At 56.2% G+C, this 19,060-nt stretch carries 19 protein-coding genes, 1 tRNA gene and 1 pseudogene; 15 read left to right on the top strand and 6 right to left on the bottom strand.

Features of this window, described 5'->3' with window-relative positions:
• Positions 1-40 precede the first annotated feature (40 nt).
• Positions 41-340 carry an HlyU family transcriptional regulator gene (locus LOKO_RS13505; RefSeq protein ID WP_066450391.1) on the top strand — a complete coding sequence of 100 codons (300 nt, stop codon included), beginning with the start codon at positions 41-43 and terminating at the stop codon, positions 338-340.
• A gap of 77 nt (positions 341-417) precedes the next feature.
• Entirely contained in the window at positions 418-1,545 is a 1,128-nt protein-coding gene (locus tag LOKO_RS13500; RefSeq protein ID WP_066450390.1) for a DUF294 nucleotidyltransferase-like domain-containing protein, read from the top strand.
• A gap of 80 nt (positions 1,546-1,625) precedes the next feature.
• On the opposite strand, the gene LOKO_RS13495 is transcribed toward LOKO_RS13500, so the two are convergent.
• A complete protein-coding gene (locus LOKO_RS13495) occupies positions 1,626-2,282 on the bottom strand; it encodes an ArsR/SmtB family transcription factor (protein ID WP_066450389.1) in 657 nt (218 codons plus the stop codon).
• A 107-nt stretch (positions 2,283-2,389) separates the two neighbouring features.
• Between LOKO_RS13495 and LOKO_RS13490 the strand changes: the two genes are divergently transcribed.
• Entirely contained in the window at positions 2,390-2,734 is a 345-nt protein-coding gene (locus tag LOKO_RS13490; protein WP_066450388.1) for a DsrE/DsrF/TusD sulfur relay family protein, read from the top strand.
• A 16-nt stretch (positions 2,735-2,750) separates the two neighbouring features.
• Here LOKO_RS13490 and LOKO_RS19680 read toward each other — a convergent pair whose 3' ends face one another.
• Both LOKO_RS19680 and LOKO_RS13480 read right to left on the bottom strand, forming a co-directional pair.
• Positions 2,751-2,951, bottom strand: a complete 201-nt coding sequence (locus LOKO_RS19680) for a hypothetical protein (RefSeq protein ID WP_066450386.1) — start codon at positions 2,949-2,951, stop codon at positions 2,751-2,753.
• Between the two features lie 27 nt (positions 2,952-2,978).
• Positions 2,979-3,314, bottom strand: a complete 336-nt coding sequence (locus tag LOKO_RS13480; RefSeq protein ID WP_201025325.1) for a hypothetical protein — start codon at positions 3,312-3,314, stop codon at positions 2,979-2,981.
• 152 nt (positions 3,315-3,466) lie between these two features.
• On the opposite strand from LOKO_RS13480, the gene LOKO_RS13475 reads away from it, so the two are divergent.
• The 9 genes and pseudogenes from LOKO_RS13475 to LOKO_RS18935 all read left to right on the top strand — a co-directional run bounded on the left by LOKO_RS13475 (position 3,467) and on the right by LOKO_RS18935 (position 10,669).
• A tRNA-Ile gene (locus LOKO_RS13475) sits at positions 3,467-3,543 on the top strand.
• A 162-nt stretch (positions 3,544-3,705) separates the two neighbouring features.
• A complete protein-coding gene (locus tag LOKO_RS13470) occupies positions 3,706-4,989 on the top strand; it encodes a tyrosine-type recombinase/integrase (RefSeq protein ID WP_083517590.1) in 1,284 nt (427 codons plus the stop codon).
• A 175-nt stretch (positions 4,990-5,164) separates the two neighbouring features.
• The gene (locus LOKO_RS13465; RefSeq protein WP_066450379.1) at positions 5,165-5,350 is read left to right on the top strand and encodes a helix-turn-helix transcriptional regulator; all 186 of its coding nucleotides are present in this window, start codon (positions 5,165-5,167) and stop codon (positions 5,348-5,350) included.
• Positions 5,351-5,997: 647 nt separating this feature from the next.
• Positions 5,998-6,405 (top strand): TIR domain-containing protein, encoded by a 408-nt coding sequence (locus LOKO_RS13460; RefSeq protein WP_066450376.1) that lies wholly within the window; start codon positions 5,998-6,000, stop codon positions 6,403-6,405.
• 2 nt (positions 6,406-6,407) lie between these two features.
• Positions 6,408-7,283, top strand: coding sequence for a DUF4231 domain-containing protein (locus LOKO_RS13455; RefSeq protein WP_201025324.1), 876 nt, complete (start codon positions 6,408-6,410; stop codon positions 7,281-7,283).
• Positions 7,284-7,345: 62 nt separating this feature from the next.
• The gene (locus LOKO_RS18940; RefSeq protein WP_083517589.1) at positions 7,346-8,188 is read left to right on the top strand and encodes a hypothetical protein; all 843 of its coding nucleotides are present in this window, start codon (positions 7,346-7,348) and stop codon (positions 8,186-8,188) included.
• Positions 8,189-8,475: 287 nt separating this feature from the next.
• On the top strand, positions 8,476-9,519 hold the full coding sequence (locus tag LOKO_RS13450) for a toll/interleukin-1 receptor domain-containing protein (protein ID WP_066450372.1): 1,044 nt from the start codon (positions 8,476-8,478) through the stop codon (positions 9,517-9,519).
• Positions 9,520-9,697: 178 nt separating this feature from the next.
• A pseudogene (locus LOKO_RS20750) lies at positions 9,698-9,886 on the top strand (IS481 family transposase); the annotation flags it as partial.
• The gene (locus tag LOKO_RS18935; protein WP_470303298.1) at positions 9,887-10,669 is read left to right on the top strand and encodes a TIR domain-containing protein; all 783 of its coding nucleotides are present in this window, start codon (positions 9,887-9,889) and stop codon (positions 10,667-10,669) included. It abuts the pseudogene before it with no gap.
• Between the two features lie 364 nt (positions 10,670-11,033).
• Here LOKO_RS18935 and LOKO_RS13445 read toward each other — a convergent pair whose 3' ends face one another.
• A complete protein-coding gene (locus tag LOKO_RS13445) occupies positions 11,034-11,924 on the bottom strand; it encodes a hypothetical protein (protein ID WP_066450367.1) in 891 nt (296 codons plus the stop codon).
• Positions 11,925-12,197: 273 nt separating this feature from the next.
• On the opposite strand from LOKO_RS13445, the gene LOKO_RS13440 reads away from it, so the two are divergent.
• On the top strand, positions 12,198-13,361 hold the full coding sequence (locus LOKO_RS13440) for a Fic family protein (protein ID WP_066450358.1): 1,164 nt from the start codon (positions 12,198-12,200) through the stop codon (positions 13,359-13,361).
• Positions 13,362-13,780: 419 nt separating this feature from the next.
• On the opposite strand, the gene LOKO_RS13435 is transcribed toward LOKO_RS13440, so the two are convergent.
• Both LOKO_RS13435 and LOKO_RS13430 read right to left on the bottom strand, forming a co-directional pair.
• Positions 13,781-14,779, bottom strand: coding sequence for an IS5 family transposase (locus tag LOKO_RS13435; RefSeq protein ID WP_066450355.1), 999 nt, complete (start codon positions 14,777-14,779; stop codon positions 13,781-13,783).
• Positions 14,780-14,870: 91 nt separating this feature from the next.
• Entirely contained in the window at positions 14,871-15,239 is a 369-nt protein-coding gene (locus LOKO_RS13430; protein ID WP_066450352.1) for a hypothetical protein, read from the bottom strand.
• Between the two features lie 563 nt (positions 15,240-15,802).
• Between LOKO_RS13430 and LOKO_RS13425 the strand changes: the two genes are divergently transcribed.
• Positions 15,803-18,085, top strand: coding sequence for an EAL domain-containing protein (locus tag LOKO_RS13425; protein ID WP_066450349.1), 2,283 nt, complete (start codon positions 15,803-15,805; stop codon positions 18,083-18,085).
• A gap of 65 nt (positions 18,086-18,150) precedes the next feature.
• Positions 18,151-19,047, top strand: coding sequence for an urea carboxylase-associated family protein (locus tag LOKO_RS13420; protein ID WP_066450348.1), 897 nt, complete (start codon positions 18,151-18,153; stop codon positions 19,045-19,047).
• Positions 19,048-19,060: the final 13 nt, after the last annotated feature.

Genomic DNA, 19,060 nt, shown 5'->3' with positions numbered 1-19,060 from the left:
TGGCGCCGGCTTGGCCGACGCTCCTGTCTTGGGAGGTTGTATGTTAAAAAAACTGTTCTCTGGCCTGTTCGGTTCAGGTGACGATACGCCCAAAAGCGCGCCGGCTGCCGAGGCCGTCGAGTACAAGGGCTACCAGATCATTTCCGAGCCGGCCGACCAGGGTGGTCAGTGCCGCGTCAGCGGCTGGATCCGCAAGCCGGGCGCTGACGGTGAAATGCTCGAGCACCGCTTCGAGCGTTCCGACCTGGTGCCCGGCCGCGAGGCCTGTGACCAGCTGATGGTCAGCAAGGCTCAGCGCTATATCGATCAGGTCGGCGACGAGATGTTCAAGTCGCGCTGATTGCTCTTATCCATTAGGACAAGGGAAAACAGCACGGTGCAGTCGTAAACTGTGGGTAGCCTATTTTGGGAGCCTCCATGCGCCTACTGCACCGTGCCTCGCCTTGGCGTGAACTCTTTGCCGCCGACACTTTGCCCGCCCCCGAGACGCTTTCTACCTTGCTTGCCCCCCTGCGTGATGCGCTGACCGAGCTGGGCTCCGCCCCGGACCTGGCGGTGGCTCATGCCTGGCAAACACGTCTGGTCGAGGCGCTGCAGCGGCTCGATATTCCCGCCTGGCGCATCAGCCAACTGATCAGTGACCATAACGAACTGCTCTACCGCCGGGCCATCCAGCTTTCGCTCAACGAGATGAAGGGGCTGGGTTGGGGAGTGCCACCGGTCGCTTATTGTGTATTGGTCCTCGGCTCCGGTGCCCGCCATGAGAGCCTCCTGGGCCCGGACCAGGACAACGCCATGATCATCGCCGACTACCCCGATACACGGCATACCGAGATCGATGGTTTCTTCCAGTCACTGGGGGAGCGGTTCACGGCACGGCTGGATGAGGCGGGGATCCCGCTATGCACCGGCCATGTCATGGCGCGCTGGCCGATGTGGCGAAAGCGGCTCTCGGAATGGCGCGATCAATTGACGCTGTGGACCAGCGATCGGCGCATCAAGCGCGTCCAGCAGAGCAATATCCTGCTCGATTTCCATCCGGTGCATGGCGACGCTGGCCTCGTCGAATCACTGAGCGACCACGTTCAGCAACTGATGCCTCGCTCGAGCCTGTTCCTCGATGAGATGGCGGCACTGCTGAATGAGACACCCGTGGCTCTGGACCGTTTCGGGCGCCTGGCGGGCAACGGTGAGGGAGCGCCCCACGAGAATGCCATCAACCTGAAGCTGCAGGGTTTGATTCCGCTGGTCAATGCCGTACGGCTGCTGGCGCTTCGCCATGGAGTGAGTGTCATGGACACGCGGCTGCGCCTGCCCGCATTGGTGCTGAAGGACGCACTGACAGCTGCCCAGGCCCGCGGTCTTATCGCCGCACTGGATCGACTTCAGGACATCCTGTTGACAGCGCAACAGGCCAGCGTCAAGGCCGAGTCCACTCCCGATGGGTGGATCGATCTGGCGCGTCTGGAAGATGACCAGCGCCTGTTGCTTCGCCATGACATGCAGGCGATCCGCAGCCTGGTCAGGCTGGCACAGAGCCAGTGAGCAGAAGTGAGAGAAGGGCACCCCCCCGCATATGATCGGCTCATGAGCCATGAGAATATCGGACATGGCGGTACCTCATGTCAGGCTATGGGCAGCCCCGCCGCTTTCCACTCGGGGTACCCCTCCTCGAAGCGTCGAACTCGATAGCCGAGTTGACGCAGGCGCTGTACGGCCTCGTGCGACAGGACGCAATAGGGGCCTCGGCAGTAGGCCACGATCTCCCTGTCTTTAGGCAGCTTGCCCAGCATGTCTTCCAACTGCTCCAGTGGGATGTTGATTGCCTCGGGCAGATGGCCGGCCTCGTACTCCTCCTCGGGGCGCACATCCAGCAGTGCCACCTTGCCGCTTGCAAGCGCTGCCAGCAGTTCGTCCCGGCTGACCGCCTCCATAGCGCTATCGGCGTCATCATCCGCGAATAGCCGACCGACGAGACGCTCCATCTCGGCCAGGTTGGTCTCGGCCACCTGCCTGAGCAGGCCCAGCAGGTTGACGATCCGTTCATCGGTCAGGCGATAGATCATCTGCTTGCCGGAACGCTGGGCAGTGACGAGCCCCGCCCGACGCAGGTGTTGAAGGTGCTGGGAGGCATTGCCGATGGTCAGGTCGGCGGTGTTGGCCAGGGTTTCGACCGAGGCATCACCCTGGGCCAGGCGCTCCAGCAACGCCAGCCGATGCCCGTTTCCCAAAGCGCGGGCGACCAGGGCCAGCGTATCGAGCAGATCCTGTTGTGAGGTCATGGCGTCTCTCCGGGGGTGTGCATAAGCAACACAGCGTACGACTTGACAGGTGATGATATCTCTATCCATCATTCTATCAATTAATTGAATCATAGCAAGGAGGCGCTATGCAGACGCTAATCATTATCAACGATCCTCCCTATGGCACCGAACGCCTCTACAACGGCCTGCGGATGGCGCATGCACTGATGAAGCGCGAGGGTGAGGTTACGGTCTTCCTGATGGGGGATGCCGTGTCAGGCGCCAAGGCTGGGCAGAAGACCCCGGACGGCTTCTACAACGCCGAGCGCATGATCAAGCGCGTCACCACCAAGGGCAGCGTGCTGTTGTGTGGTACCTGTATGGATGCCAGGGGCATTACCGACGAGGAGGTGGTAAAGGGCGCCGAGCGCAGCACCATGGACGCCCTGGCTGAAGCCACCGAGCGGGCTGACAAGGTGCTGGTGTTCTAGTCCCACCCAAATAATCTCATTCTTCACGACCCATGGAGAGCATTGCTATGGCGCCGGTAAGCCGGGAAAAACAGAACGTGGCCATCCTGGTGACCAGCCAGGTGTTGTTCATGGTGGCGTCGATCACCGTGATGACGCTGAGTGGGGTGGTCGGCCAACAGCTGAGTCCCGATCCCGGTCTGGCCACGCTGCCCATCGCCATGATGATGCTGGGCACCGTGGTTTCGACCCTGCCAGCGTCCCTCTACATGAAGCGGGTGGTCAGGGTCGCCATGGGGCGCTCGGTCAGCCCGGAGAGCCAGGGCGGCAGGGGCCCCAGCCGCTCCACCACGTCGCTCTGGTTCAAGCGAAGCGGCAGCTGCAGCTCGCCATTGGTATCCGCACTGCCGGCCAATCGGCGTACCTCATGATGGCGTGGCACCGGGCCATCGGGGCCGATCTGCACGATCGTGGCCGACACACGGGACTGCGCCGGGTCCAGCTCCCACGCCGCCAGCAACGGTGACAGCAGCAGGGCCAGGCCGCTCGCCAGTCCAGCCGCTCGGCTCCTGTTCACACCCAGGCGATGGCATCGTTTCATCAGCGTCTCTCTCCATGGGCGATATACCCAATCATCGAGACACGGGAACCGGCCGGAAGTGCCCTGCCCGGCAGCGGAAAAGAAGGAACAAACGGGGAGCTTGCCTCTGGCCTCCTCCAGCCGCTTTCGCTATCATACGGCGGCGCAAGCAAGGGCCTATAGCTCAGTTGGTTAGAGCAGGGGACTCATAATCCCTTGGTCGCTGGTTCGAGTCCAGCTGGGCCCACCAAATTCTCTTCCCGCTTCATCCCAGAACATGTCAAAAACCCCGTCGCCATGGGCTTCATGAGATAGGCGACGTTTCATGACATGTCAGAAAGATTCTTGACATGCCCCCGCCAAAGGGGGCATCAATGGGGGCACAACCACACGTTGCCCATTTGGTGCCCCCATGAGCCAACGCCAGACGAACAAACTGACCGCCACCGCCGTTCGCAACGCCAAACCCCGCGACAGGACCTATCGCTTAGCCGATGGGGGCGGTCTCTATCTGGAGGTGACTCCGTCTGGTGGGAAATATTGGCGGCTGAAATACCGCTTCCATGGGAAGGAGAAGCGCCTGGCCATAGGCGTCTACGGCAATAAGGACGGCGATGTGTCGCTTGCTCAGGCTCGTGATGAGCGTGACAAGGCGAAAACGCTCTTAGCTCAAGGCTCTGATCCCAGCACCGTCAAGAGAATTGCGAAGCTGGAGGGCCGGGCCGGTGTGGCGAACACCTTCAGGGCCGTAGCGACTGAATGGCTGGAAGACGTTCACAAGCATAATGTCGTGCCGATGCACTACAGCAAGAACAAGAGGCGCCTGGAGCGCGATGTCTATCCCTACCTGGGCAGCCGTCCTGTAGCGGACATCGCTCCTCTCGAATTGCTGGAGTGTCTGCGTAAGGTCGAGAAGCGGGGGCATCTGGAAACCGCGATTCGCATCAAGACCGTTGTGGGCCAGGTGATCCGGTATGCCATCACCACGGGTCGAGCTGAGCGTGACCCAACGACCGACCTGCGAGGCGCATTGCGCCAGCCAACAGTGAGTCATTACGCGGCCATCACTGATCCCGAAGAACTCACCGGGCTCCTTCGGGCAATCGATGGCTATCGCGGCCACCCTGTCACAATCGCTGCTCTGAAGCTGGCTACTTTGCTGTTTGTTCGTCCTGGGGAATTGCGTCATGCGGATTGGAAGGACTTCGATCTCGATGAAGCAACCTGGAGCTTCTTGCCTAGCAAGAACTCACCGCCGCTGATCGTGCCGCTTCCTCGGCAGGCCGTGACGATTCTTCGTGAACTCTATCCTCTCACCGGTCGCGGGCACTTTGTTTTACCTGGCCTGCGCAGCAGTAAACGTCCGATGTCCGAGAATACGATGAAGGGCGCCTTAGACTCCATGGGATACAAGGGCAAGCAGACCGCCCACGGGTTCCGGGCCACCGCGAGGACAATCATCGCTGAGCGCTTGGATTACCCCGAGCATTACGTTGAGCAACAGCTGGCGCATAAGGTGCGGGATGCCAACGGCCGTGCCTATAACCGGACCAAGTTCCTGGATCAGCGGCGCGAGATGCTGCAGACCTGGGCGAACTACTTGGACGAACTGCGTGTGGGGCTGGATAACGCTGAGCAGTATCGTCATGGCAGAGAAGACGAGTCACGCAGAAACGCAGCTCCTGCGGCTGGCTAGGGCGCCGCTGATGGAGTCGTTGCACGCTAGCTCTGCTCTGCAGCAAGCAGCTACTGCCTTGCGCCTGAGGATGAGGCCTCGCTGAGCTGGCTGAAGATCAAAACGACGAGTTAGAAAGCGCTGTACCCCTTATAGGAGGTGGATCAATGAAATTCACCAGTATGAGGAACATGCCATGCGACTGATTCGCCGTCCCGAGGTTCTGCAGCGCTGCGGTTTCAGCAACTCGACCATGCATCGTCTTATCAAGGCCGAAGAATTTCCATCACCAGTACCGTTAGGGATCCGGGCTGTGGCCTGGGTCGAGGAGGATGTCGATGCCTGGATCCGTGAGCGTATCGATGGGCCGGATGACGATTAATTGTGCCCATATCTGCATGTAGGGCTAGATCACCTGCGTCACGCCGGGACACTATAGCAGGGCTGTCGAGATCGGCCCCGGCCTAGCGGCCCCGGCCTAGCGGCCCTGGCCGAAATACATGCCAGATTGTCTAGCCAGCCCCAGTCCTCTGCCGCCATGCTTGCTCCAAGCATGGCGGCTAGCCATCTGACCACCCGCTCGACACCAGCATCCATCTGATCGTGACCTCCCACTACGTGTACTTCCACCCCGCGTGCCTTTTGAGACCGCTGACCAACCGCTGGCTACAAAATCTATATGACTTCGCATCACATCTTGTTGCTTGCGTTGACCTGGGAGGCTGGTGCAACCCTGGCCTAGCGTATAGGCTGAATGTATTCGTTTGTAAGCTTTAGTGGTGGCGGTCGAATTTTGCGTAAGCCCATGACCTCAGTTTCTGAGTACCGAGACCTTCCGCATGGGTTGGGGTGCGGCTGGATTAGGTGCGTGAGTTGAAAGTGCATGGCTGACGGCCGGAATCGACCCAAAGGAGACGTGCCAGACCATGCTACGCACGGCAAGAAAATGCTGGACAGTTAACTTTTCAACGCACAAAGCTGTCAATCTATTTAGAGCGTGTGCAATATTTATTTAAAGGAGGCTCAACATTGTCAAATCTCCACCGTTATAGACTTTTTGTCAGTCACGCGTGGCGGTACAGTGAGCGCTACGAGCGTATGATAAATTTTCTCGATGCTTCTCCACGATTTATTTATGCGAATCATTCTGTTCCCGAAGATCGCGCATTTGATCGCATGAGCGTCGCGGAACTGAAAGAACAACTTCGCGAGCAGATCCGGCCCGTAGAGGTTGTCATCATCATTGGTGGGATGTACGTAGCCCACAGCGACTGGATACAGTTCGAGATCGATTATGCTGAGCTTCTTGGAAAGCCGATATTGGGCATCCGGCCACGAGGGGCTCAAGTTATGCCAGCAGCGGTTACGCAGGCTGCTGACGAGATAGTCAACTGGAATACTGACTCTATTGTTAACGCCATTCGAAGGCTGGCCTGATAATGGAGACGAATGACTATCCCGCCTTGTATCGTTCGGCCGATAGATCCTCGAGCACAGAACAGCACGAGTACCTTTCCCTTCTACGGACTGAGTACGGACTGCTCATTTTCGCCGCTATACTTAGTATGGGGTTTAGCGAGCATTCGCTCTACCATGTCTTATATGCATTAGTATTTGTACTAGCTGCCGCAGTCCTTCTTTTTCGAGCTGTGCGTAAGCCAGAACAGGACTGGTATCGTTGCCGCGCCCTCGCTGAGTCCATCAAGACATCCACTTGGCGATACATGATGCGCGCCGAGCCGTTCGTAGACGCTCCCACAGTCCAAGTACCCCGTGCGGAATTTCGCAATTTTTTGGCAGAGATACTTCGTGCCAACCGCCATATTGGCTCGGGAATCGCTGACGAGTTAGCAGCTGAGCATCAAATCACGCCGCGGATGGAGGAGATTCGGTCGCTCGATCTTGAAGCGCGTAAGAAGATGTACAAGGAGCAAAGGATTGATAATCAGCGTAAGTGGTATGCAAAAAAATCCTCTGATAATAGGGAGGCATCAAAAATATGGGTCGTCGCTACTATTTTAGTCTACATCGCTGCTACTGTTACAGTTCTTTTGAAAATTGCAAAACCTGAGTGGATTTTGCTTCCTACAGAGCCATTAATAGTCTTAGCAGCATCGTTCATTGGTTGGATCCAGATCAAGAAATTCAATGAGCTTGCTTCTGCCTACGCTCTCACAGCTCACGAAATTGGAATACTCCAACCACGCCTAGACGAGATAAATGATGAGGTTTCCTTTTCCGACTTCGTTAATGAGGCAGAGCTGGCATTTTCAAGAGAGCATACTCAATGGGTTGCGAGGCAGCATCAGGAATAGGAGAAGCATGATTGATGTTTCAGAATATCAAAAATATCCAGAATGTTAATTGGTAGGTTTGCATGTTTAATTTGCTGATGTTTAATGTTGACTGGACGTCTGGAAGAGTTAATGTTCCGGTCGGAAGAATTTTTGAGTATACAGAAGACCAGTTATCTACCCAGTTTCGTGACAGTAGCGGCAATCTCTTGCTGGACAGTTTAACATCCTTGCCGTGCATTTTTTGCGAGGAAGGAACTGAGGATGAGCTGGTTTATGTAGGGAAAATAATTAGAGCGCGAGTTGTTGGAAGAGACTTATCGTTGGAGATTGGCTTTGATAGCGAGGTCCCTAGCCTTAATAATGAATTTCTCTATACGAATCGTATTGAATTGAGTATGCCGCATGAGTTTGAGTTTTCAAGAAACCACTGGGCTGTTAAGGATGTTGACCTTTACCGTTTCTTGCTCCGCAATGTTCGGCCTCGTCGCCAACGACCGACAGTTTTTCAAATTACGGAACACGAGAATATTGAGCCTAATCTTGCCTCGGCGATGATGCCATTTGATGCAGCATTCGATGCGGTCTATGACAGTATCCGAGAAGCTACGGGTGATGTAGGTCTACGTTGCAGACGGGCTGATAACATTTGGGAGAATGCCGCGATCATCCAAGATGTGGTTTCTCTCATCGACCGCTCCCGCATAGTTATCTTCGATTGCACGGGTAGAAATGCGAACGTATTCTACGAGGCTGGAATTGCGCACACGCTCGGTCGTGATGCCATCCTAATCACACAAAATGAACATGACATTCCATTTGATCTTCGGCATCTCCGCTATGTGAAATATCTTAATAATTCTGAAGGACGTGCCTCGCTCACTCAGGCATTACAGACAAGGATGCGGACCTTGCTCGGGCACTAGCATGTGGCGCCTGTCTTGATAGTTGGTTGAATGAATAAACTTTGCGAGCCGACAGAGAATGTATGAGAAGGGATTACAATAAAGCGTTATAGCCGACGTTGTGCAATTTCTCAGTTGGACATTTTCGTTACCTGAGGATCATTACATGGCCGCTCTTGGTCGCTTGTGGAGTGCCAGTCTACTCTGATATATAATGTGTCTTCCGCTGGCGACACAAAGCGGCCAGTCAGATAATGGCGGCAGATACTCTCATAGGTATTAGGCCGCAATACCTTGTGGAGGTTAGTGTGATCGACATCGCGATTTTGCGCGAACTACGGGAGGAAGTTGAAGACATCCTCTCCAGTGTTACCGAAAATGCTCTCTATTCACGGTTCTCGTTCATGCGGAAAATGCCCGAGGCTAAGGGGCAATTTTGGGAATACGAACTTGTGTTTTGGACTGAAGACGATGATTTCCGATCCTTCCCTTGCGGGTGTTTCGTCGGTCCTGGAACCTTCCGTAACGTCTCAGTTGATATAAACACGTTCTTTGATAATAATGATAAGTTGTTGGCGGAGTTTATTGATTCAATCCAGTCTGGTTTCTTTAAAGAGCTGGTTCCTGTATTAAATCGTATTGAGGGTGAGCTCAATCGTGATAGGGAGTCAAGAAAGGATGGCAGTGGAGTCGCACTGAATTTATGCTCATACGTGACAACAGATGATGCATGGATCCGTGGAGTCTGTGAGGAATATATATTAATTTCCCACCAAAGCGAAGAGCGAGTCGGTGAACTTGAAATCGGATGTCAACAGAATGAGCGTTACCGGATTAAAGTGAAATCGGACATGGGGGATACGTATTTTTACGTGCCTTTCGATAAGGTGAAATGCTTCAAGAACCATGAGCGTGTTGAGGGGGTGCGAAATACTCCGTATAGAAAGTACCAGGTCGCGCTGTCCTTCGCTGGTGAGGATCGTGATTACGTCTCGGAGGTAGCCCGTATCCTCCGGCAGAAAAGGGTGCGCGTGTTCTATGATGAGTATGAAACAGCGTCACTATGGGGTAAGGATTTGTATGCACACCTTGATGACGTTTATCGTAAACAAGCTCAGTATTGTGTTGTCTTTCTTTCTCAGCACTATGCCAAGAAGTTGTGGACGAACCATGAGCGCGAGAGTGCTCAAGCGCGAGCATTTGAAGAGCAAAACGAGTACATACTACCTGTCAAACTTGATGAGATCGAGATTCCAGGGATTAGGCCGACACTTGGATATGTGGAAAAAACGCCCCCTGAGAAGCTTGCAGACTTGATATTCAGGAAAATTAATGGATTCTGTGAGGATTAGTTCTCTTTAAAGCTTGCGCTAAAAAGCGTATCAGGTGTGTTCATGGAAGGCTGAATGCCAGAAATGGGAGTCGGATTTTCCATGTCTATATGCGCCAGCGCAAAATCAGCATGATCTAATTTTTCGCTTCTGGCCGAATGGGGAAGGTCAGGCTATGCTGATGGAGCTGTTGAGACAGCTGGCGACCCAACACTATGCTTCCGGTGAAGACTTTGAGAAGACCCTGAAGTGCTATTGTGGACTATATAATCACCACATCCCGCAGAAGGCACTGCATCACCAGCCATCTATAACTGCGATGAAAGACTGGCAAGCCAATCGACCAGATTTATTCCACAAGTGGATAATCAATCACCCGGGCCCCGACATGATTAAATATGATGTTTTTATAAGCCACGCCAGCGAGGACAAAGACGATGTGGCTAGGCCGCTTGCAACTTGCCTTGACGAAGTTGCTAACCTAGTCGTTTGGTACGATGAATTTTCCTTAAGTGTATCTGATAGCTTATCTGAAAAAATAGACTATGGCCTTGCCAATAGTCGCTACGGTGTAGTCGTCATAAGTCCAGAATTTATAAACAAAAAATGGCCAAAGAAAGAGTTAAGAGGTTTAAATGCTGTGAATGTCGAGGGAAAAAACAAGATTATTCCCATTTGGCACCAGGTGACCATTGACGATGTTTTAGCTCTCTCCCCAACTCTTGCCGATATAGTGGCACTAAACACACGGGATGGCATAGAATATATTTGCAAAATAATATCTCAAAAAATTGTACCACTTGCGACAACAGTGGATTCTTTAATCGCCGAGGCACAAGGGTTAATTGAAAAGGGGAAGTATGATTTAAGCGTAATGGCTGCATCTAGAGCTCTTCGCGAAATTCTTGAAATATTAGCTTATAAAAGACTTACGGCACAGTATTTTAAAAAGAGAGGAATCAATAGATACTCTTTGTCGGAGCTGCTAGATCGTTTACATGCTACAGGAGGGATTGTTCCTCGTGATGCCGGCGCGCTAATTGATAGGAAAAAATTGAATTCCTTGCGAAACATAGCTGTGCATGGATCGAAGAAAAGGCGAATTAGTTTCAAAGATGCGGACAGGTTCCTAAAAGATGTCAGATTAATCAGATCCTCTAATGACATCTAATGAATAAGGGTAGATTGTGGTTTGCTTCGCTCACACAATCTACCCTTATTCATTAGGAGGCGTTCTCCGCAATCCGAGCCTTCACCACCTTCTGTACGAGAGGAGGCGGGATCGATCAGGCTTTCTGACTTGAAACATATGGTGCCTCTGATCGTGTTGTAACCTTAAAGTTGCAAAGCCCCCCCAGTGATCTTGCCCAGGAAGAGTACTCTCTGATCGTCCGCTTCTGGCCGATAGCTGCTGTATGCAATGTGGTCGTTTTCTTTACGCATGCTGACCGCCCCTCCAGGAGGCCATGGAGGGTCGGTTTCGCGTAAAGAAATTGCGTAAATTTTTCTATGCAAAGAAAACGTACGTTTTGATTTCACGTTAGAGCTGACTGAGCACGGCTCTCTTCGAAGTGGAAGGCGTTCTGCTGAGTGCTCCATCCGCACAGGAGGTATCGGCAGGGCGACCCATGCGGGTAGACATCGATGGACTCTTTCAGCCGCTCGAAGACAGCCTCGACCTCTTCCTGGGTCTGTACCTGGAAGACCATCAGCTTGTGGTCAGCCTGGGCCTGGAGGAGCTTGTTGAAGTCGTAGCGGATGCCCCAGAGACGGTTGTCGGACATCTCGATCTCCACCGCCAGCGGCATTCCGACCAGGTTTCGATTGGCATCCAGGCGACGCCACACCAAGTCATAGAGCCATTCTCCTCGGCTACCAGCCGGTAGCACCTGAAACCCGAGGCGCTGACCTTCTTCAGTCAGAGCGGTCTTGATGGCCCTGTTCTTGTCGGGGCTCAGCCAAATCTCGCGCTTCCATTGCGACGTATCATCTTTGTGCTTCTTAGCAGCTTGGGCCTTCTTCCGCTCGATAGCCTCGTGCTGCACAAGGCCCAATCGCTCGATCAGCCATGGGATCAGGTCCCAGTCATCCCGGCGCGCATCGGCCGCATCGCGAGAAGCGCCTTCAGGCAGCCACTCCAGCACTACCTTACCGCTCCCCAGACGCAGGATGCCGTCATGGGCCTGCTCGGCACCATAGGCCGAGCGCTCAACCATCATGTCATCCAACAGGCCGATCAGCGCGTCACGCAGGCCGTTAGCCTTGAGCGCTTCATAGTCCGCGTCTTCGAAGAACGGCGTGGCGACATCGAGGCGTCCATCGTCATTGATGGCACCAAAAATTAGCTCGCCGCGTAGCGCTTGGTGTTGGTCGTACTGAGCAATCAATGCTTCCAGTCGGCTCAGCTCTTTGTCCTTGGCGTTCATCTTCTAGCCCCTGCCTGTTCACGTTGCTGACATGCTACCACTACGGGTCTGTGTGGGAGGGGCCAGTCCTTGGCAGAGCCTACGGCTTGGATCACCATGTAAAGAAAACCAAGGTTTGTTTTCGATGGAGTGGCACGATGACACGAAAAGACGGAGAGCCGCGGCCGTACGGCCCTCATGCTTGCCAGCTGAGCCGTAACCGGTCACTATTCGGCTCATATTGTGAGCCGAATATCGTTGCCATTCGGCTCTTCCCCGTCTTGGAGCTCTGTCATGACCGATCACGCCTCAACATGGATCTGGCAGCATCCCGGCTGGCCGAACTTCACCTGGCAAGTGGCCGACGTTCAGCCACGGGTCCAGGCATGCTGGCGGGATCTCGGCATCTTGCTGGGACGATCGGGGGCCCTGATATCCGCGGATGACCAGGACGCTGAGGCGAGAGCCGCCCTGGATACGCTATTGCAGAATATCGTCACCTCCTCGGCCATCGAGGGAGAGCGTCTGAATGTGGCGTCAGTTCGCTCCTCCTTGGCCCGGCGCCTTGCCGTGGAGGAGCCGGAGGGCGCTACCTCACCACGCTCTGAAGGCCTGGCGGAGTTGATGCTGGATGCCACCTTCAAGCCTGACACGCCCCTGGACGACCAGAGGCTGTTTCAGTGGCATCGCTGGTTGTTCCCAGAGGCTGACGCCGCGCTGACAACGCTGCGGCCAGGGCAATGGCGCGGGGTGGAGCCAATGCAGGTGGTGTCGGGTCGCCTGGATCGTCCCAAGGTACATTTCGAGGCGCCGCCGCGAGAGGGGTTGGAACACGAGGTTGACCAGTTCCTCGTATGGTTTGAATCCAGCCGTCATGACTCGGCACTGGATCCCCTGGTCCGGGCCGGCCTGGCACACTTCTGGTTCGTGACGCTGCATCCGTTTGAAGACGGCAACGGCCGGATTGCCCGAGCCATTGCCGATCGTGCCTTGGCGCAGGCAGACCAGCAGAGCATTCGGCTGTATGCCATGTCGGCCGGCATCCTGGAGCGCCGCGCCGACTACTATCGCTGCCTTGAAGCGAGCCAGCGTGGCACGCCAGACCTGACGGCTTGGCTTGTCTGGTATCTGGAGACGCTGGATACCACCTTGCTGGATGTCTTGGCGCAGGTCGAGCGGACGCTGGCCAAGGCCCGCTTCTGGCAGCGCTTCAGGTCGGCCGGCCTGCTCCCCGAGCAGGTGAAGGTGCTGAACCGCCTGCTGGATGGAGGCGAGAGAGGGTTTGCGCACGGCATCAGTGCATCGCAGTACCAGAAAGTCGCCAAGGTGAGTAAGGCAACGGCCACCCGCCACCTCGTCGGACTGGTCGAGAAGGGGTGCTTGGTGAAACTACCTGGAGGAGGCCGCAGCACGCGCTATCAAGTACCGGACATGCACCGTCAGGACGACGGAGGGTAGGCGTCTTCTATGACGACGGAGCGCTCCTGAAGATACTTATCCTCTGCCTTCGGGAGCTCCAGGAAGGTCGTCCAGGAGGGACGCACAGGACGCAGGGTGACCACGTCTCCCTCCCGAGAGATGGCCTGTCAACGTCAGCGAAGGTTGGCCGGATTTCAGCGCTTAGCTGCAACTGGCTGCGACTGGGTGGAACTGGCTGCAACTGCTGGTGTGGGAAGCTGTGCTTGGCGCAATCAGGCTGGGCTTCCGAGTAGCGAGTAGATAGCACCATAACTTCCCTTAGGGAACCACTGAACAATTCGGTTCTGGCCTACTGAAGACTTCAGCATGGCCAGATCATCGTCTCAGTGGTCATTACATGACCACCTCAAGTGGCCTGTTTCACCTGGCAGCCGGGATATCCGGTTGCCAGGCCAGATTCAAGACACATTGGCCCCATCAGCATGGCCCCGGCACCGTCCCGCCAGCACCAGATTGCCGAGGGCAAACAGGGTGAACAACTGCGCCTGGTTCTTGGCCAGCCCCTTGTAGCGAACCTTCCGGTAGCCGAAGAGGTTCTTGATGACATGAAACGGGTGCTCCACTTTGGCGCGGATGCTGGCCTTGGCCTTCTCGAATGCCAGCAGCAGCGTTTTCATGGGACTGGCTTCCATCTGCTTGATGGCGCCGCGCTTTGCGGCGACACAGCACCGGGAGTCCGGGTCATCTTTATCTTCGCCTAGGTACTTCCACATGCCGAGGTAACCCGCGTCGCCGTATACCCGCTTGTCGTCATCCCGGACCAGATGGTCTGCCATGGTGACATCGGCCACGTTGGCCGAGGTGGCAGCGACACTGTGGGTCAGTCCAGTGACCGCATCGACGCCGATATGGGCCTTCATCCCGAAATGCCACTGGTTGCCCTTCCTGGTCTGCTTCATCTCCGGATCGCGTTGCTTTGCTTGGATCTTGGTGGAAGGGGCCGCGGCCACGATGGTGGCGTCAACGATGGTACCCTCGCGCATGAATAGGCCCTGCTCGGCCAGGCTGGCGTTGATCTCCTCGAAGATCCGCTGGGTCAGCGCATGCTTTTCCAGCAGATGGCGGAAACGCAGCAGCGTGGTGGCGTCCGGCAAGCTTTCGATGGCCAGGTCGATACCGACGAAGTCGCGCATAGCCTGGCTGTCGTAGATGGCATCTTCCAGCGCCTCGTCGGCGAGTGCATACCATTGCTGAAGGAAATAGATCCGCAGCATGCGCTCCAGGCCAATGGGCGGACGGCCCCGCTTGCCCACCGCGTTAGGGAAGTAGGACAGCGACAGCGCGTCTATCAGTCGTTGCCATGGCACCAGGGCATCCATCTGGGCCAGGAATCGCTCTCGGCGGGTGACCTTCTTCTTGCTCTGGTGCTCAGCCTGGGCGAACGAGATCTGCTTCATCGGGTGGCTCTATCAGACAGTGGCAGGAAGGTCAGATTCTACCCCCCGGTGGGCTGCCAGGCAGCTGCGCCGGGATTTATGCAGCGTTTCCCTAGGGGGGGGCTTGTCTGGCTATCGGGTTGCCGTAGCGGTCAATTAACGGTTCGGCAGGTACCAGCCGCCTGTTGAAAGCCCAGCCCTGGTCTCTCTCGGCAGAGTACGGCCTGGCCCCGCAGAGCCTAAAAAATGAGTCCAGATCGCGAAACAGTTTGCGATCCCGATGACTGTTAGGTAGCCAGCGATCCAGTTCCTGCAGCAGCCTGTACATTTCCCGGCCGCTTCCCCTGGCCCGATTCAGCACCATAATGCCGACCAGCATCTGACGACGAGCTTCCTCTTTTCGAACCCGGTTGCGTAATAGGTTCCGACGATACTCTACATCAGCCAACTGCTGCTCAGTGGTTTTACGTCGTTTGGCCATTTCAATCCTCCTAAGGTGTGGTAACGGCTGTATCAGCCCGAGCCATGAGGAACAAGGTGCCCTCACCTATCTATAAGGGGTACCGAGCACGCGTGCTCGGTACCCCTTATAGATAGGTGAGGGGCCCTTGTTCCTCATGGCTCGGGCTGATACAGCCGNACCCGACGCCGCAAGCTTCTGGCGCTGGGTCTGGACGAGCAGCGTGCCTGGAAGTCAGCGGGGAATGGGCGAGGTCCCTGGTGGAATGCCGGCGCCTCGCACATGAACCAGGCCCTACCGCGGAAGGGGTTCGACCGGCTGGGTCTGATCTCGGTACTCGAAACGGTAAGAGGGACTTAGTCGTTCTTCATGAACCGCCGTATACGGAACCGTACGTACGGTGGTGTGGGAGGGCGCCGGGGGTGACCCCGGCCCCTACCCGATTGAAGGAGTCTGGCGTCAGAGCTTGCGTTGAGACAAGTCGTCCAGATGAACTGGTTACCAGTGGAGGGTGAGCGTAGAGTTCATTGGGCGGATAAGCTCCTCGTTCTGTACGGGGTGCGTCTTCAAGGAGTGAGTCGCAGATGACGAATCACCATGGTCCGCCCAAGAGCCTCAAGGCCGCAACACCTGGCTGGAAGCTGGACTGCCAGCGGGGGTTGATGGCCTTCGTGGGCTGGTGGCTGGCTGCGCTCCTGGTCAGCGGGCTGCTCCCGTCGATGTCGGATAATTTGCCGATTTCTCCGCTGTGGGTGGCCAATTCACTGGCCTATGGAACAGTTCTGGCTATTGGGGTCAAGCCAGTCCCTTATTTTACCATGGCAGCCCTGACCTGGAATCTGGCACGCGGCGATACCCATCTTGAAGTACTCGTAGGTACCGCTGCCTTCGTGTTGTTGATGTTTTTTGTGGTGGTATTTTCCAGTTTGTTAGGACGGTATGTCGAGCGTGATCGGGCTCGGCGCCTGTTGCGCGTGCCCATCATTGCCTTAATGAGCGCTACGCTCTTTACCTTCGTTGGGGTCTGGCAGTTTTCCAATGGCCGACCAGCGCCGGAACTGATTATTGGCCTGTGGCTTTCCGAGGCGACGTCGGTATTGCTCTTCACTCCTTTGGCGAGGCAGTGGCTTCGTCATGGGGTTCAGACCTGGGCGCTGCCCGAAGTGAAGTCACGTCAATTGCCGATGATGTTGGCCTGGTCTGCTTTGGCAATTGCAGTGCTTGTGTTGATCTCGGCTATGGAAAACATGCCATGGGTACTCTCCAGTTGGCTTCCCTACTTGGCGCTGGTGATGCCGATCCTGGCCGTCTATCTGTTGCCGGTAGGGTTGCCTCGCCTGGTGGCACCATTGTTCATGCTGGCCTGGACGTTAGTGAACCTCAACCTGTACACAGATGCAGCAGGCGTATTGGATGAAACTGCCATGCTGCAGGGTCAGATGATCCTGTTCACGGCCGCGCTGGTTGGATTTCTTTCTATCGAGGCCGTTCACTCCTATCACCGGGCCAATCGGCGCCTGCAGCAGGCCAGTCGCCAGGATGGCCTGACAGGACTCAACAATGATCTCGGCATGACGGAGTCATTGGCGGGACGGAAGGTCGATGAACCTCATGCGTTGATCGGCATTCAGGTGCCGGACATAGATGATCTCGCCACGCTCATAGGGCTGGATGAGGTGCATGCCCTCGAGTGTTGCATTGCCGAGACATTGCGGGAAACGGTACCCACAGGATGTGTGGCATCAGCGCGTCTGCAGCCCGGTCTGTTTGCCCTGCTGGTGCCTATGAACGCGGCTCCTGCGACGGTCGCCCATGACCTGCGCGACGCCTTGCACAGTGCGGATCAGGATGGGGGGCTTAGTGTGGCACGGCTCGAGCTGCGAGTAGTCCTTGTGGAGAGTATCGAGAGCCACGATGCCCGACACCTGACTTCAATCTTGTTGATGGCTAGCGCCAGGGCGGCAACTCGGAAGGGAGAGCACTTTTATCACCATCATGGTGAGCCGGAACAACTGATCGAAGCCCATCGGGATGCCCTGTACCTGGTCGGCTATCTCCGCGATGCCTTGGCCGGTGAGACGCACAGTGGAAGCTTTGAAATCTTCGCACAGCCAATCCTCGATCTCCGGCAGCCAGAAGTGATTCGTGCTGAAATACTGCTGCGTTGGCGCCATGCCGATGGACGACTGCTTGGAGCGGGGGACTTTCTACCTATCGCCGAGCGTTTTGGTTTGATGCCTCGCCTAGATGCCTGGGTGCTGTCAAAGGTGCTGTCGATACTCAGCATGCACCCGGGTGGTGAAAGGCTTGATGAGGTGGCCATCAATATTTCCGGGGACACCCTGGCCGGCGCCGATCTGGTTAGTTTGCTGAGTGAGTGTCTGGCCCGCTACGGTTGGCCTTCGGATCGCCTCTGCCTTGAAATCACAGAGTCCATGGTGATTCACGATGTTCAGGTGGCGCGCGAGAATGTCAGGCAGCTTCACACGCTGGGAATCTGCCTGGCCATAGATGATTTCGGTACGGGGCATGCCAGCTTTTCTTATCTTCAGGATTTTCCTGTCCAGAAATTGAAGATAGACGGCCGATTCACCAAGGGTATCGTGCAGCGGGGTATCGATCGGGAAATCGTGCGTTCCACGTGCGCTATCGCCGATTACCTTGGGGCGAGAGTGGTCGCCGAATTTATTGAAACCTCTGATCAGATGGAGGTGTTGTCGCAGCTTGGTGTCCACTGTTTCCAAGGCTATGGCATCTGCCGTCCCATCCCGTTGGAAGTGTATCTGGAAGGGTTACAGCAAGGTCGCAGCATGATAGGCATGGAATTCGCCCAGGCACAGCAGCAGTGCCAGACCCCGGGCGGTTAAGCCCTAGGGTGGTTTTCATGACGTGTGCTGCATTGCACGTAGCAACAACTCGACAGGAGGCCTGCATGGCCAAGGTACCCGCCGCCTACCAGGCGACCCGCGGCTCGATTCTCGATGTCGATCGTGACTTCTATGCCCGCCTGACCGATCCCGCTGGCCGCGAGCGGATCGAACAGCTTACCGTGCCAATCCGCGATGGCTTGGCCTGGACGGTGCCGGCGGGGCACGTGATACGGCTCTCGACCCAGGATGGCCCTCAGGTCGGCGACTTCAACCTATGGAGCCTGCACAATCCCCGGGAGCGTTTCTGGGCATCACGTACCCGGCAGCTTCAGCGCGCCCATGTCTCGACATTCGACCGGCTCTGGTCGACGCTGCCCTACCTGCGCCCCATGGCGACCATCATCGATGACACCCTGGCCGGCTACGGCGTCGATGGCAGCGGCGTGGACGAGGAGGGCGGGCGTATCCACGACCTGCTAGGCACCCGCTGTGATCCCTACGTCAACCGGCTGCTGACTGGCGAGGATTTCGACCACCATTGCCACTCCAATCTGGTGCGCGCCGTGGCGCCTTTCGGCCTGACCGAATTCGACGTTCACGACGTACTCAACGTCTTCCAATGCACCGGGCTGAACGATGACGACCAGTACTTCATGAAGGCGTGTCCCGCGCAGGAGGGCGACTACCTCGAGCTGTTCGCCGAGATCGACCTGCTCTGTGCGCTCTCCTGCTGCCCCGGTGGCGATCTCTCAGTGGACCTATGGGGCCCCAATGCCCGTGATCCACTGGAGACCTGTCACCCCATCGGCGTGGAAGTGTTCCGCCTGGACGCTTCGCTACTCCAAGGTTGGAGGCCGGCGGAGCCCTCTCCCTATGCCGGAGGCCATGGCATGCGTGGGCCAGGCATTGATTGGGCTGAGAAAAAACGTGATCTGGCGGCCCGGAAAACAGGTCGCTGACAGCGGGAGGGGA

The sequence above is a fragment of the Halomonas chromatireducens genome, assembly GCF_001545155.1.
Lineage (GTDB): Bacteria > Pseudomonadota > Gammaproteobacteria > Pseudomonadales > Halomonadaceae > Halomonas > Halomonas chromatireducens.
This window is presented reverse-complemented; position numbering and strand designations above follow the sequence as displayed.

Coding starts and splice junctions, on each gene's coding strand:
- LOKO_RS13505 (WP_066450391.1), top strand. CDS start 41: ATGTTAAAAAAACTGTTCTCTGGCCTGTTCGGTTCAGGTGACGATACG.
- LOKO_RS13500 (WP_066450390.1), top strand. CDS start 418: ATGCGCCTACTGCACCGTGCCTCGCCTTGGCGTGAACTCTTTGCCGCC.
- LOKO_RS13495 (WP_066450389.1), bottom strand. CDS start 2,282: ATGACCTCACAACAGGATCTGCTCGATACGCTGGCCCTGGTCGCCCGC.
- LOKO_RS13490 (WP_066450388.1), top strand. CDS start 2,390: ATGCAGACGCTAATCATTATCAACGATCCTCCCTATGGCACCGAACGC.
- LOKO_RS13480 (WP_201025325.1), bottom strand. CDS start 3,314: ATGAAACGATGCCATCGCCTGGGTGTGAACAGGAGCCGAGCGGCTGGA.
- LOKO_RS13470 (WP_083517590.1), top strand. CDS start 3,706: ATGAGCCAACGCCAGACGAACAAACTGACCGCCACCGCCGTTCGCAAC.
- LOKO_RS13465 (WP_066450379.1), top strand. CDS start 5,165: ATGCGACTGATTCGCCGTCCCGAGGTTCTGCAGCGCTGCGGTTTCAGC.
- LOKO_RS13455 (WP_201025324.1), top strand. CDS start 6,408: ATGGAGACGAATGACTATCCCGCCTTGTATCGTTCGGCCGATAGATCC.
- LOKO_RS18940 (WP_083517589.1), top strand. CDS start 7,346: ATGTTTAATTTGCTGATGTTTAATGTTGACTGGACGTCTGGAAGAGTT.
- LOKO_RS18935 (WP_470303298.1), top strand. CDS start 9,887: ATGATTAAATATGATGTTTTTATAAGCCACGCCAGCGAGGACAAAGAC.
- LOKO_RS13445 (WP_066450367.1), bottom strand. CDS start 11,924: ATGAACGCCAAGGACAAAGAGCTGAGCCGACTGGAAGCATTGATTGCT.
- LOKO_RS13440 (WP_066450358.1), top strand. CDS start 12,198: ATGACCGATCACGCCTCAACATGGATCTGGCAGCATCCCGGCTGGCCG.
- LOKO_RS13435 (WP_066450355.1), bottom strand. CDS start 14,779: ATGAAGCAGATCTCGTTCGCCCAGGCTGAGCACCAGAGCAAGAAGAAG.
- LOKO_RS13430 (WP_066450352.1), bottom strand. CDS start 15,239: ATGGCCAAACGACGTAAAACCACTGAGCAGCAGTTGGCTGATGTAGAG.
- LOKO_RS13425 (WP_066450349.1), top strand. CDS start 15,803: ATGACGAATCACCATGGTCCGCCCAAGAGCCTCAAGGCCGCAACACCT.
- LOKO_RS13420 (WP_066450348.1), top strand. CDS start 18,151: ATGGCCAAGGTACCCGCCGCCTACCAGGCGACCCGCGGCTCGATTCTC.